This is a genomic window from Subtercola lobariae, assembly GCF_014640255.1.
Classification (GTDB): domain Bacteria; phylum Actinomycetota; class Actinomycetes; order Actinomycetales; family Microbacteriaceae; genus Subtercola; species Subtercola lobariae.
Window position 1 is genome coordinate 218,767 of sequence record NZ_BMGP01000006.1, and the last position, 12,158, is coordinate 230,924.

The following is a 12,158-nucleotide window of genomic DNA, read 5'->3' on the forward strand; positions in this document are numbered from 1 at the left end:
CATCACACTGCTTCGGCGGCTTTGGCGGCGTTCTGACGGGTTTATTTCGATAGGGTGACCAGTTTTGCCTTCCTAACCGTAAGTATCGCGAGGGCCCCGCCCTGGAATTGATCTAGAGCCTCTTTTCCATGAGGGAGCGTCGGGGGCAAGAAAGCGTATTGACTCGATGCCCGCATCGGGATACTCCACAGCGATACGCGTCATGATCATGGTGCGCATTAATCTCAACTGCGTCGCCCAGGCCGTCGAATCGCATTGGATGCTCAGAACAGAGTCGGTTATTTCTGTCGGATGACTGTGCTCGGCCGTCTCTTCGCCCGCTATCTCACGCCACGCGAGCATCAGATCAGACTTCGCCAACGAGGCCGCCCAGCCCAGGTCGCTTGTGAGACCATCGACAACCGAACCGATACCTTTGGGGTCTCGGCCGCCGCCATAAGGCACCGAATCGCCCGCGGAAAGTCGGTTTCGCCGCGCATGGGGGCGGGTCGTCGACTTCGCATCGCCGAAGACCCGCTTGAACCGGGCGTAAACCGATCGTGTCTCAGACACGGGCTCCGCGGGCTGCTCCACACCGGCGTTCGCCTCACCTAGCTCAGTCATCGCTCGGTTCATCCACAATCGTTCCGGAGGCGATGCGCACGGTGTGCGCAGTGAGATCAGCGGGAACATCACCGAAAACCGCAGCCGTGATCAATACCTGCTCGTAATCGGCCACGGCGGCGGCCAACCGGGCTCGTCTCGCCTGATCGAGCTCGGCGAAAACATCGTCGAGAATCACCACGGGGTCACCAGAAGAAGAATCTGTTCGCAGCAGATCAGCAGAGGCGAGTTTCAACGCGAGAGCAAACGACCACGATTCACCATGACTTGCATACCCTTTTGCCGGTAAACCATTCAATTGAAAAAGAATGTCGTCTCGGTGCGGCCCACTGAGGGTCACTCCCCGCTCGAGTTCTTGCCTGCGCACCCGTGCCAGGGCGACACGAAACTCGGTTTCGATCTCGTGCCGCTGAAACGGCGAACCCCATCGCGAGGGTGACGCACCCTCGTCGACTTCGGCCAGCTCGTCGTCGCCGTTTATTGGCGACAGGATGCTCAGCCTGCTACTCAATCGTGGCGAGTGGTCAGCACCCGCCACCGCGAGATAGGCCCTCTCGACGAACGGCCGAAGCCGGGCAACGAGAGCGTCTCGTTCGGCAATGAGTTCTGACCCGAGCACGACGAGCCGATCATCCCAAATGTCGAGCGTTGATAGCTGAGCGCCCTTGAGTCCCGACGACCGAGCAGACTTCAAGAGGGTGTTGCGTTGCCGAAGCACCCGTTCGTAATCGGTTGCGACGCCGGCCAATCGCGGAGTGCGAGCGAACAGCAACTGGTCGAGAAAACGTCTGCGCCCTGACGGGTCGCCCCGAACCAAAGCAAGGTCTTCGGGCGCAAAAAGCACGCTCGAGAAATACCGGGGAACCTCGCGCAGTTTGACCGCAGAACGGTTGACTTGCCCGCGGTTGGGCTCAGACCGGTTGATCTGCACCTCGACCAAGACCTCGCGGCCGTCGTGCTGCAGCCGAGCCCGGATGATCGCCGCCTGCTCACTGCTTCGAATCAGTGCCTGATCGTTCGACACTCGATGCGACCCCAAGGTGCTGAGGTAACCGAGAGCTTCGACCAAATTCGTCTTGCCCTGACCGTTGCTGCCAACGAACAGGTTCGCACCCGGGCGCAGCGCCACCTCTGCCCGCGCATAATTTCGGTAATCGGTGAGGCTGAGGTGTGTGACTAGCACCCGCGCGTTAGTCGGCCTTCTTGACCGCGTGACCGCCGAACTGGTTACGCAGGGCGGCTACGGCCTTCATAGCGGGCGAGTCTTCTTGTCGAGAAACGAACCGCGCGAAGATCGAGGCACTGATGGTCGGAACCGGAACGGCATTTGCAATCGCCTCTTCGATAGTCCAGCGACCCTCACCCGAATCGTCGACATAGCCTTCGATGTCGACGAATTCCGGGTCTTCTTCAAGGGCGAGAACAAGGAGTTCGAGCAACCACGACCGAACGACGGTTCCGCGCTGCCAGGCTTTGAATGTGCCCGTGACATCTTTGATGATGTCTTTCTTCGTGTCGAGCAGCTCGTAACCTTCGGCGTAGGCCTGCATGAGCGCATACTCGATGCCGTTGTGCACCATTTTTGCGTAGTGCCCAGCACCCACTTCTCCGACGTGTACGAAGCCTTCGGCACGCGGGCCCTCTGGGCGCAGCGCGTCGAAGATGGGCATCGCCCGCTCGACATCTTCTTGCTTGCCGCCGACCATCAGGCCGTAGCCATTCTTGAGACCCCAGATGCCGCCCGAGACACCAGCGTCGACAAAGCTGATTCCCTTGGGTGCGAGTTCTTCGGCGTGCCTGAAGTCGTCAGTGAATCGTGAGTTGCCGCCGTCGATGATGAGATCGCCGTCTTCGAGAACCGCTGCGAGGTCTGAGATGACCGAGTCGGTGATCTTGCCGGAAGGCACCATCACCCACACGATGCGCGGTGCGGGTAGAGCCGCAGCGAGGGCAGCCAGATCGGGAACGTCGCTGACAGCCGGATTGCTGTCGAAGCCCACGACATCGATCTTCGCTTCGCGCAGTCTTTCGCGCATGTTGTTACCCATTTTGCCGAGGCCGATGAGTCCGAGGTTCACGATGATCTCCTATCGAAGCAACAGATTTGGTTGAAGCAAGTACTTGTAGTCATCTGACCCTGGCTGGTCTTTAGATGATTGACTCGTGATGAGTACCGGTCCCGGCTTATTGGGGTTGTCGGTCTTCGTGAACGAGATGCGAACGTACTCGGAATGCACGGCACCAAGGCCGTCGAGTAAGAACTGTGGTTTCAACGAAACCACGGTGTCGGTGCCGGTGAGCAGCGCGTCGATCGACTCAGACGCCTGGGCCTGCTCAGACCCGATGGCTTCAAGGGTGACGCCATCGATCGTGAAGGTGAATCTCAGCGCAGCCTCGCGCTCGAGTACAAGCGACACACGCCTTGTCGCTTCGATCAGGTCGGCCGTGTTGATGACGGCGTAGTTGTCGACCGTCTCGGGAAACAGTCGCTTGACCGGCGGAAAGTTGCCCTTGATGAGCAGTGACGTCACGGTCTTGCGATCTGCCTTGAAGGCAATGAGCTCTCGATCGTCTGTGTTCGTGATCGCCACCGAGATCGTGCCGCTGTTGCCGAAGGTCTTGCCGATCTCCTGAAGCGTGCGTGCGGGTACCAGTGCGGTTGCCGTCTGAATGTCTGACGTGCCCGAATCCCACTCGATGTTTCGAACCGCCACCCGGTACCGGTCGGTCGCCACCAACGAGATGCTGTTGTCTGATATCTCGAGCTGAACGCCGGTGATGACAGGAGTCACGTCGTCGCGTGAGGCAGCTACGGCGACCTGGGCGATGGCGGCTGAAAAGTCGTCGGCTTTCAGAAGCCCCGACTCTTCGCCGACGAGGGGCAGACTCGGATATTCCTCTACCGGCATGTTCAGCAGTGTGAACTTCGCTGAGCCGGCGGTGACGATGATGTGCGTGTCTTCGGTGTAGAACCGCACCGGTGCATTCGGCAGACGATTCGCGATGTCTGAGAGCAGACGACCCGACACGAGCACGCGGCCTGGCTCTTCGACGTCTGCAGTGATCTGCGTCTGTGATGACACCTCGTAGTCGAACGACGAGAGGGTCAAGCCGTCACCGCTGGCCTCGATCAGCACGCCGCTCAAGATCGGCAGCGTGGTTCGTTGCGGCAGAAGCTTGACGGCGAACGACACTGCTTCGCTGAAAACGTCTCTGTTGGCTTGGAACTTCACGCGTCACCTCAGTTTGAACGTAATTGTCGGTCAATGCTATCCGGTAGGCCGAGCTGGCGTGCGACGTTTTGTCGGCGCATAGCCGTAACCGGAGAAAGTTATTGGGCAGCTAATTAATTGGTTAATGATTAATCTTCTTAACCGACGTGGATATGTGGAGAACTGCCGCAAATCACAGTATCTAGTTGAGAACTACAACCGTGTGAGATGTAGAGAGTAGGGGCAAACTTCTTGTAATTACCGAGGTGTGAGGGAGGGGACTGCTCAGGTTCACTCACAGCCCTCCACATGTCATCAACACCCGGAGCGTGGTTATACACAGGGTTGTGCACATCATGTGGAATTGTCTTGTGACCGACTTTCAGACGCCTTTGTAGCGCTGATTGTGTTTGATTCGGGTGCTGATTTCGGTGACCTGGTTGTAAATCGAGCGCTTCTCCGTCATCAGCTTGCCGATTTTGTTGTTGGCATACATGACGGTGGTGTGGTCGCGGCCACCGAACAGCTGGCCGATCTTGGGAAGTGACAGCGAGGTCAGTTCTCTGCAGAGATACATGGCGATCTGTCGGGCGGTGGCAATGGCCTGTGATCGTGATGACCCGTACAGATCATCCACTGACAGCTTGAAGTAGTCAGCGGTGTGGCCGATGATGTCGACCGGCGCGATGACGTTGTCGTCGTCGAGGGTGATGAGGTCTTTCAGAACGGTCTGCACCAGCGCGAGGTCGACCGCGTTGCGAGTGAGGCTTGCGTACGCGGTGACACGAATGAGCGTTCCCTCGAGCTCGCGCACATTCGACGAGACCTTCGATGCCATGTACTCGAGAATCTCATCAGGTACCTGGAGTTTCTCGCTCTGCGCCTTCTTTCGAAGAATGGCGATGCGCGTTTCGAGGTCGGGGGTTTGAACATCCGTTATCAAACCCCACTCGAACCGTGTGCGCATGCGGTCTTCGAAGCCGGTGAGATGTTTCGGTGGCAGGTCGCTGGTGATGACGACCTGCTTGTTGTGGTCGTGCAGGGTATTGAAGGTGTGGAAGAAGGCTTCCTGCGTCTCGGCCTTGCCCTGCAAGAACTGAATGTCGTCGATGAGCAGAAGATCGATGTCACGGTAACGGGAGTGAAAGGCGGCGCCCCTGTTATTGGCGATCGAGTTGATGAAGTCGTTCGTGAACTCTTCTGAACTGACGTATCTGACCCGCACGCCGGGGTACAGACTCATGGCATAGTGACCGATGGCGTGCAGCAGATGGGTTTTGCCGAGCCCCGAGTCACCGTAGATGAACAGGGGGTTGTACGCTTTGGCGGGCGCTTCGGCGACGGCGACGGCCGCCGCGTGAGCGAACCTGTTCGAGCCGCCGATAACGAAGTTGTCGAAGCTGTACTTCGGGTTCAGGCGCGTGTCGTTGTTTCGAAGCGGGCCGACCGTCTCTTGTACGGGTGACGTGTCGGCGATGATGGGCAGAACTTCGATGATTTCGGCGGGCTGGAGATAGTCATCGCCGCTGATGTCGGGATTCACGACCACCGCGAAGTTGGTCACCCCATAAGAATCGTCGAGTTTGCCGAGAGCAGACAAGAGCGGCACGCGGATGCGCTGCTCGAGCATCCCGCGCGTCAAATCGTTCGGCACCTCGAGGTAGAACGACCCAGCCATGATGCCTTTGGGCACCACGAGCCCCAGAAAACCATGCAACTGCGGCGTGATGCGCTCGTCAGAAGCCAGAGTCTGTAGAACCGTGCGCCAATTGGCTTCCGGTGAACCGGGATCGTCGGCCATGGAGCTCCTGTCGAGAGGGAAAGGCTACCCCGTGAAAGCGAGGGAGGATCTGCGATTGCGTGACTGCTTCCCCACATCACCGTCACAAACCTAGGGATCTAAGCTAGTGATTGGTAGGAGCGAGATCAAGTTCATTGTTCATGCACACCGCGTGTCATCGACAGCACCTGTGCGTGCACTGTGGATAATTGTGCGTTTGAGTGTCGGCAGTTTGACCATTGGCACTCTAAGCCGTAGTTTTAATCAGTTGACTTGTGTGCACTGGCACACCCTAACGAGCTTCCCGGCGCTTTCGGCTGGGCCCACGGAGACAAATCATGAGCAAGAGAACTTTTCAGCCAAACAACCGTCGTCGCGCCAAGGTGCACGGCTTTCGCCTTCGCATGCGCACCCGCGCCGGCCGCTCGATTCTTTCGGCCCGTCGTCGTAAGGGTCGCACCGAGCTCTCCGCATAATTCGCCGCCGCCGATTTCTCGCTGGTGCTGGCACAGAACGCTCGCGTAACGACAGCAGAGCACTATCGCGCTGCTGTGCGTCGCGGTGCCAGATTTGTCGCGCCCTTGTCGGTTACCTATGTTCGTCGAGTCGAGGGTGCGCCGGCGCGGTTCGGTTTCATTGTCTCGAAGCAGGTTGGCGTCGCTGTCGTTCGCAATCGGGTTCGCAGGCGACTGAAGGCGGCGTGCTTCTCGCTGCTGCCGTCGGTGGATTCGGGAGTCGACGTCGTGATTCGGGCATTGCCGAGTGCGGCATCCGCTTCATTCGCTGAAATGAGCACCGAGGTGAGTGCCTCGCTGCGAAAGGCTGGGGTGCTCGAAAGCGTCGCTCCAGAGCTCTCGAAAGCTGCGGTGCGCTCATGACCACGTCGACCATCAGCTCCGGGGGGCAGCTCTCGTCAGCAGCCTCGACGATACGCCTGGTTTTCGTGTGGACGTATTTGCTGCCGAGAAATGTGGCGATTCTCATTCTCCGCGGGTATCGGGCCACCATTTCGCCGCTCTATGGCGATGTGTGCCGGTATTACCCATCATGTTCGTCGTATACGCTTCAGGCGATTCAGCAACGTGGGCTGGTTCTCGGCATTCTCCTCGGTTCGTACCGCATTCTGAGGTGTAACCCCTGGTCTGCCGGGGGTGTCGACGATGCCCCGCCTGCCCGCCATGAGTACTTCCGTGTCACCAGATTCGGTTTCGTCGTAGCCAATAGCCAGAGAAAGGGCTAGCCCGAAACATGGACATTCCAGGTTTTATCAGCACGATTCTGTGGCCCATCAAATGGGTTGTAGAACTGCTTCTCGTTGCGTTCCATGGCTTCTGGAGCTGGGTGGGTCTCGACCCCGCTGCTGGAATCACGTGGGTTCTGGCGATCGTGGGCATGGTTCTCGTCATTCGCGCCGCCCTGATTCCGGTGTTCGTACGGCAGATCAAGAGCCAGCGCAAGATGCTCGAAGTCGCCCCGCAACTGAAGAAAATTCAGGATAAGTACAAGGGCAAGAAAGATCAATACTCGCGCGAGGCGATGTCGCGAGAGACCATGGAGTTGTACAAGCGAACGGGCACCAATCCGCTGAGTTCGTGCCTGCCCCTGCTCTTGCAGATGCCGATCTTCTTCTCGTTGTTCTCGGTGCTCAACGATGCTCAGAAGGGCAACGCCGGGGTCGGGCCGCTGAACGAGCAGCTCGCGCAGCAATTCGGCGCGGCGAAGTTGTTCGGCATCGCTCCCCTGCATGAGAGCTTTCAGCAGGCCACCCAGACCGGCGATGTTGCGGTCATGGTCATCGCTGTGGTGATGGTGGTGTTGATGACGGGTTCGCAGTTCATCACGCAGTTGCAGATCATGTCGCGCAACCAGTCGCCCGAGGCGAAGAACAGCCCGATGTTTCGGCAGCAGCGCATTCTGCTCTACATTCTTCCGCTGGTGTTCGCGTTCTCCGGTTTCAGCTTCCCCCTCGGCGTGATGTTCTACTGGCTCACATCGAACCTCTGGACCATGGGCCAGCAGTTCTTGGTGATCAGAAACATGCCGACGCCAGGCAGTGAGGCTGCGAAAGCGCGCGAGATCAGGCTGGCGAAAAAGGGCAAGCTCGAGGTGGCTGGAGCCGCCGACAGCAGCATCAATCACGTGGTCATGGAGGCGCCGAAGACGACGCAGCGCCAGCAGCCAGTGAACAAGAACAGGGCCAAAAAGCAAGGTGAAAAGAAATGAGTGATGTGAGCGAGATCGCCACAACTGAGGTCGATGGGCAGATCACTGACGATCTGACCGCTGAGACGGCGAATGACGCGCACGGTGTTGGCGACGAGCACGGGGTTGGCGACCAGCACGGCGTTGAAGACGAGGGCGATATCGCGGCAGATTACATCGAAGAACTTCTCGATATCTGCGACCTCGACGGCGACATCGATATCGACTCGCGCGGTGGGCGCGCTTATGTGTCGGTGAACTCGTCAGAAGACAGCAACCTCCGTCTCCTCTCCAATCCCGAAACGGTTCAGGCTTTGCAGGAGTTGACTCGTCTTGCAGTTCAAACGAAGACCGGAGGCTTCTCGCGTCTGATTCTCGACGTGGGCGGCAGCCGGCAGATTCGAGAGGCTGAGCTCGCTCGTCTCGTCGGCTCTGCCATCGACCGCATCGAGGTGGGCGGCGAGAGCGCTGTGGCACTGGCTCCGATGTCATCATATGAGCGCAAGGTCGTGCACGATCTGGTAGCGGAGCGTGGCTACGTGTCAGTGTCAGAGGGCGAGGGCCGAGACCGGCACACCGTGATTTCGGCGCCTTCGGCGTAAGCGCTTGCCTGATTACTCGGCACTACTCGCTCAGCTGGAGACGGAACCGACCGTAGCTACGAAGCTGTTCGGGGATCGAGTGGATGTTGCTCGCCGTTTCACCGCGAATCTCGCCAAACACGGCGAGGAGTACGGCCTCATCGGGCCACTTGAACTCCCCCGGCTCTGGACGAGACACATTCTGAACAGCGTTATTCTCGCTCCCCTGTTTCATGTCGGTCGGGTCGGAGATATTGGTAGCGGCGCCGGGCTGCCGGGGCTTGTTCTGGCGATCGCTCGGCCGGATGTCGAATTCGTCTTGATCGAGCCGATGGAACGGCGCGTCACATGGCTGAACGACCAGGCCGCTGAGCTCGGTTTAGGTAACGTGACGGTGATGCGGGGGCGAGCGGAAGATGTGGGCTTTACGGAGGGCTTGGATCAAGTGACCGCCCGGGCGGTCAGTGCGTTGTCGAAATTGATTCCGCTGTGCGCTCCGCTTCTGCGACCTGGCGGCGAGCTGCTGTTGATGAAGGGCAGTGGTGTGACGGCCGAGATTGAAGCCGCTCAGAAAGTCATCCGAAAGTTTAAGCTGGCTGATGTTGAAGTTCTCGAGTTGGGTGAAGGGGTTCTGCCCGAAACAACCCGGGTATTTCGCGCGATCGCCATGTGATCGTAGATCGTAGCGTCAGATCATGTTTCACGTGAAACATGCGAGACCACGGTCTGACGGGCGAAGTGACGATCACAGAGTTTGCACAATTGAACTCTTCGGTTAATGTTTCACGTGAAACCTCCACGCACAAGAAAGTAGTTATGACCAGCGAATCGACAGGCTTCGACTCGTCGACTCCCCTGATGCGAGAGATTGCAGACCTCGCTCAGCGACGTAAAGCGATTGCGGTCGCCGAATTTCCCCTTCCCGCCGAAACACGCGTCTTTACCGTAGCGAACCAAAAAGGCGGGGTTGGCAAGACGACAACCACAGTGAATCTCGCGGCGGCTCTCGCGAAGACTGGCGCAAAGGTGCTCGTGATCGACCTGGATCCGCAAGGCAATGCCTCGACGGCGGTGGGTGCAGATCATCGGGCCGAGGTGCTCAGTGTCTACGACATTCTCATTCGCGACGCTGCTCTCGAGGATGTCGTTCAGAAGAGTGCTGAGTTCGAGGGGCTGTATTGCGCCCCGGCCACCATCCATCTCGCTGGGGCTGAGATAGAGCTGGTTCCCCTCGTCGCCCGAGAACTGCGGCTGCGCGAGAGCCTCGATCGGTACTTGGCGCGCGAGGCTGAGAACGGGCATCCGTACAACTACGTGTTCATCGATTGCCCGCCATCGTTGGGCCTGCTGACCATCAATGCCTTTGTCGCCGCGCGCGAAGTGCTCATTCCCATTCAATGTGAGTATTACGCTCTCGAAGGGCTGAGTCAGCTACTCTCGAACATTTCGCTCATCGAACGCCACTTGAACCCGTCTTTGGCTGTGTCGACCATCCTGTTGACGATGTACGACGGTCGAACACGGCTAGCATCGCAGGTGGCGGATGATGTACGCGCACATTTTCCGGTCGAGACGCTCACTGCGGTGATTCCACGCTCGGTGCGCATCTCAGAAGCGCCGAGCTACGGTCAAACAGTCATCAGCTACGACCCACAGTCGCCCGGATCACTCTCATACCTCGAAGCGGCATCAGAAATTGCACGAAAAGGAGTTCACACCAATGGCTAGCCCCAAGCGAACCGGCCTCGGCCGTGGAATCGGCGCTCTCATTCCCACTTCGGTTGAAGAGACGCGCGCGGGCAGCCCCGTCGATGTGTTCTTCGCCGAGCGAGGCGCGGGGGAGCAAGAACTGGTGTCGGTGCCGGGAGCTCGACTCGCGAGCCTTGACCCGAATTCCATCGTTCCGAACGCGAAGCAGCCACGTACGGAGTTCGACGCCGACGATCTCGCCGAATTGGTGCAGTCGATTCGAGAGGTGGGAGTCTTGCAGCCCATCGTCGTGCGCGCGCTCCCATCGGCCACCCCGGGTGATGCACCGCAGTACGAACTGGTCATGGGTGAGAGGCGCCTGCGGGCGAGCAAAGAAATAGGCCTCGCAACCATTCCCGCGGTCGTCAAGGAGACTGCAGACGAGAACATGCTGCGGGATGCACTGCTCGAGAACCTCCACCGGTCTCAGTTGAACCCGTTGGAAGAAGCGTCGGCCTACCAGCAGCTGCTCGAAGACTTCAGCATCACCCAAGAAGAGCTGGCTGGGCGCATCGGCCGATCGCGCCCGCAGATCACGAACACGATTCGGCTGCTGAAGCTGCCGACGGCCGTGCAGAAGCGGGTCGCGGCGGGAGTGCTCTCTGCAGGGCACGCCCGTGCGATTCTCTCGGTCGTCGACGTCGACGAGATGACTCGTCTCGCCGACAAGATCGTCAACGAAGACCTTTCGGTGCGAGCTGCTGAGGCCGCGGCATCCCGTGCCCCGAAGGCGAGGCGCGTTCGGCCGACGGCTGGGCGGCGTAACGACCACCTCGACGAGATCTCAGAGCGGCTCGGCGACCGACTGAACACCCGGGTCACAGTCACGCTCGGCGCGACTCGCGGCCAGATTGTGATCGATTTCGCCACAATTCAAGACCTCAACCGCATTCTCGGCGAACTGGGCGACGATGGATTCGGCGCCATGGCTGGCGCACGCGATGCATCGACAACAGGCTCAGGTCGTCCGCGTTTCGAGTGACGCGTTTCGACAAAACCGATTCGACTACCAAGTCTCGCTTGAAACGCTTCGAATGACGTGAAGACTCAGTTCGTGAAGTGTGGTCAGTGGGTAGCATCGCGGATGGCGGCCTCGCCCAGCGATTCGTAAACCTCACCGAGATTGAGCCCGGCGGCGAGAATGGCCTGAGGTACGAGTGACGTTTCGGTGAGGCCGGGCAGCACATTTGCCTCAAGAAACCACGGGGCTCCTTCGGCGTCGATGATGAGGTCGATGCGCGAAATGTGACGCAGCCCCAGAGTGGCGTGGATGGCGAGCGCGGCCTCGGCAGCGGCCGAAGCGGCACTCGGAGTCAGCCGTGCGGGAGTGTAGAACTGTGTCTCGCCCGCGTTGTAGCGGGCTTCGTAAGAATAAACCCCTGATCGCGGCACGATTTCGACGGCGGGCAGGGTAAATGCACCCGCGCCAGAATCGAGCACGCCGACCGAAACCTCAGTGCCGATGATCTTGCGTTCAATGAGTGCGGTCTCGCCGTAGGTGTACGCATCGACCACCGCACGAGGCAGTTCTGCCTCTGACTCGACCACCGTCACCCCCTGCGCCGACCCGCCCATTGCCGGCTTGACGACGACCGGAGTGCCGAGGTGTTTACTGACCCCGTTGAGCACCTGAGAGGCACCGAGCTCTCGAAATGTCTCACGCGGCAGAGTGATGGAGTCGGGTGTGGCAAAACCGGCGCGCGACACGAGTACCTTCGCGGTGGGCTTGTGCCATGCAAGCTGCGCGGCGGTGGCCTCAGACCCGACATAGGCGATGCTTTGGGCGTCGAGCAGGGCGCGAAGCGAACCGTCTTCGCCACTCGCACCGTGCAAAGCCGGCCACACCAAATCGGGTGCGGTGTCAGCGAGGTAGCTCAAAAGACTGCTGTCGGGCTCACGAATGACCACGGTGTGCCCTCGCTGCAGCAGGCTGTCGGCTACCCTTCGACCCGAGCGAAGCGAAACTTCACGCTCGTGTGAAATTCCGCCGGCGAGAACGACAACGGTGCGGGCTGGGGTTGAATCAGTCAT

14 protein-coding genes are annotated in these 12,158 nt (G+C 59.3%); 8 read left to right on the forward strand and 6 right to left on the reverse strand.

All coding sequences use genetic code 11. The features are described from left to right. Nucleotides 1–72: 72 nt before the first annotated feature. The 5 genes from IEX24_RS16165 to dnaA all read right to left on the reverse strand — a co-directional run bounded on the left by IEX24_RS16165 (nucleotide 73) and on the right by dnaA (nucleotide 5,616). Entirely contained in the window at nucleotides 73–603 is a 531-nt protein-coding gene (locus IEX24_RS16165) for a DciA family protein (protein WP_188680080.1), read from the reverse strand. After that, nucleotides 596–1,786, reverse strand: a complete 1,191-nt coding sequence (gene recF, locus IEX24_RS16170) for a DNA replication/repair protein RecF (protein WP_188680081.1) — start codon at nucleotides 1,784–1,786, stop codon at nucleotides 596–598. The genes IEX24_RS16165 and recF overlap by 8 nt, the downstream gene beginning before the upstream one ends. Before the next feature lie 7 nt (nucleotides 1,787–1,793). Then, the gene (gene gnd / locus IEX24_RS16175) at nucleotides 1,794–2,681 is read right to left on the reverse strand and encodes a phosphogluconate dehydrogenase (NAD(+)-dependent, decarboxylating) (RefSeq protein WP_188680083.1); all 888 of its coding nucleotides are present in this window, start codon (nucleotides 2,679–2,681) and stop codon (nucleotides 1,794–1,796) included. Nucleotides 2,682–2,690: 9 nt separating this feature from the next. Continuing rightward, nucleotides 2,691–3,836, reverse strand: coding sequence for a DNA polymerase III subunit beta (dnaN, locus tag IEX24_RS16180; protein ID WP_188680085.1), 1,146 nt, complete (start codon nucleotides 3,834–3,836; stop codon nucleotides 2,691–2,693). A 361-nt stretch (nucleotides 3,837–4,197) separates the two neighbouring features. Then, entirely contained in the window at nucleotides 4,198–5,616 is a 1,419-nt protein-coding gene (gene dnaA, locus IEX24_RS16185) for a chromosomal replication initiator protein DnaA (protein WP_188680087.1), read from the reverse strand. A gap of 317 nt (nucleotides 5,617–5,933) precedes the next feature. On the opposite strand from dnaA, the gene rpmH reads away from it, so the two are divergent. From rpmH to IEX24_RS16225, 8 genes are all read left to right on the forward strand, one after another. Then, the gene (gene rpmH, locus IEX24_RS16190) at nucleotides 5,934–6,071 is read left to right on the forward strand and encodes a 50S ribosomal protein L34 (RefSeq protein ID WP_055810406.1); all 138 of its coding nucleotides are present in this window, start codon (nucleotides 5,934–5,936) and stop codon (nucleotides 6,069–6,071) included. A 24-nt stretch (nucleotides 6,072–6,095) separates the two neighbouring features. Continuing rightward, nucleotides 6,096–6,473 (forward strand): ribonuclease P protein component, encoded by a 378-nt coding sequence (gene rnpA / locus IEX24_RS16195; RefSeq protein ID WP_188680089.1) that lies wholly within the window; start codon nucleotides 6,096–6,098, stop codon nucleotides 6,471–6,473. Then, complete coding sequence (gene yidD / locus IEX24_RS16200) at nucleotides 6,470–6,835, forward strand: membrane protein insertion efficiency factor YidD (protein ID WP_188680091.1); 366 nt, start codon at nucleotides 6,470–6,472, stop codon at nucleotides 6,833–6,835. Before rnpA ends, yidD begins: the two co-directional genes overlap by 4 nt. An 8-nt stretch (nucleotides 6,836–6,843) precedes the next feature. After that, nucleotides 6,844–7,818: a membrane protein insertase YidC gene (gene yidC / locus IEX24_RS16205; protein ID WP_188680094.1), complete on the forward strand. Its 975-nt coding sequence runs from the start codon at nucleotides 6,844–6,846 to the stop codon at nucleotides 7,816–7,818. After that, nucleotides 7,815–8,399, forward strand: a complete 585-nt coding sequence (locus tag IEX24_RS16210) for a Jag family protein (RefSeq protein ID WP_188680095.1) — start codon at nucleotides 7,815–7,817, stop codon at nucleotides 8,397–8,399. Before yidC ends, IEX24_RS16210 begins: the two co-directional genes overlap by 4 nt. A gap of 4 nt (nucleotides 8,400–8,403) precedes the next feature. Next, nucleotides 8,404–9,051, forward strand: a complete 648-nt coding sequence (gene rsmG / locus IEX24_RS16215; RefSeq protein ID WP_188680097.1) for a 16S rRNA (guanine(527)-N(7))-methyltransferase RsmG — start codon at nucleotides 8,404–8,406, stop codon at nucleotides 9,049–9,051. 143 nt (nucleotides 9,052–9,194) lie between these two features. Next, complete coding sequence (locus IEX24_RS16220; RefSeq protein WP_188680099.1) at nucleotides 9,195–10,106, forward strand: ParA family protein; 912 nt, start codon at nucleotides 9,195–9,197, stop codon at nucleotides 10,104–10,106. Continuing rightward, complete coding sequence (locus tag IEX24_RS16225; RefSeq protein ID WP_188680101.1) at nucleotides 10,099–11,109, forward strand: ParB/RepB/Spo0J family partition protein; 1,011 nt, start codon at nucleotides 10,099–10,101, stop codon at nucleotides 11,107–11,109. The genes IEX24_RS16220 and IEX24_RS16225 overlap by 8 nt, the downstream gene beginning before the upstream one ends. 83 nt (nucleotides 11,110–11,192) lie before the next feature. Here the strand turns inward: IEX24_RS16225 and IEX24_RS16230 are convergent, their stop codons facing one another. After that, nucleotides 11,193–12,158, reverse strand: a complete 966-nt coding sequence (locus tag IEX24_RS16230; RefSeq protein WP_188680103.1) for a D-alanine--D-alanine ligase family protein — start codon at nucleotides 12,156–12,158, stop codon at nucleotides 11,193–11,195.

Bases quoted from the DNA above. Each gene is read 5' to 3' on its own strand.
- yidC (WP_188680094.1), top strand. From the start codon at position 6,844: ATGGACATTCCAGGTTTTATCAGCACGATTCTGTGGCCCATCAAATGG.
- dnaA (WP_188680087.1), bottom strand. From the start codon at position 5,616: ATGGCCGACGATCCCGGTTCACCGGAAGCCAATTGGCGCACGGTTCTA.
- IEX24_RS16165 (WP_188680080.1), bottom strand. From the start codon at position 603: ATGACTGAGCTAGGTGAGGCGAACGCCGGTGTGGAGCAGCCCGCGGAG.
- IEX24_RS16220 (WP_188680099.1), top strand. From the start codon at position 9,195: ATGACCAGCGAATCGACAGGCTTCGACTCGTCGACTCCCCTGATGCGA.
- IEX24_RS16230 (WP_188680103.1), bottom strand. From the start codon at position 12,158: ATGACTGATTCAACCCCAGCCCGCACCGTTGTCGTTCTCGCCGGCGGA.
- rpmH (WP_055810406.1), top strand. From the start codon at position 5,934: ATGAGCAAGAGAACTTTTCAGCCAAACAACCGTCGTCGCGCCAAGGTG.
- yidD (WP_188680091.1), top strand. From the start codon at position 6,470: ATGACCACGTCGACCATCAGCTCCGGGGGGCAGCTCTCGTCAGCAGCC.
- IEX24_RS16210 (WP_188680095.1), top strand. From the start codon at position 7,815: ATGAGTGATGTGAGCGAGATCGCCACAACTGAGGTCGATGGGCAGATC.
- IEX24_RS16225 (WP_188680101.1), top strand. From the start codon at position 10,099: ATGGCTAGCCCCAAGCGAACCGGCCTCGGCCGTGGAATCGGCGCTCTC.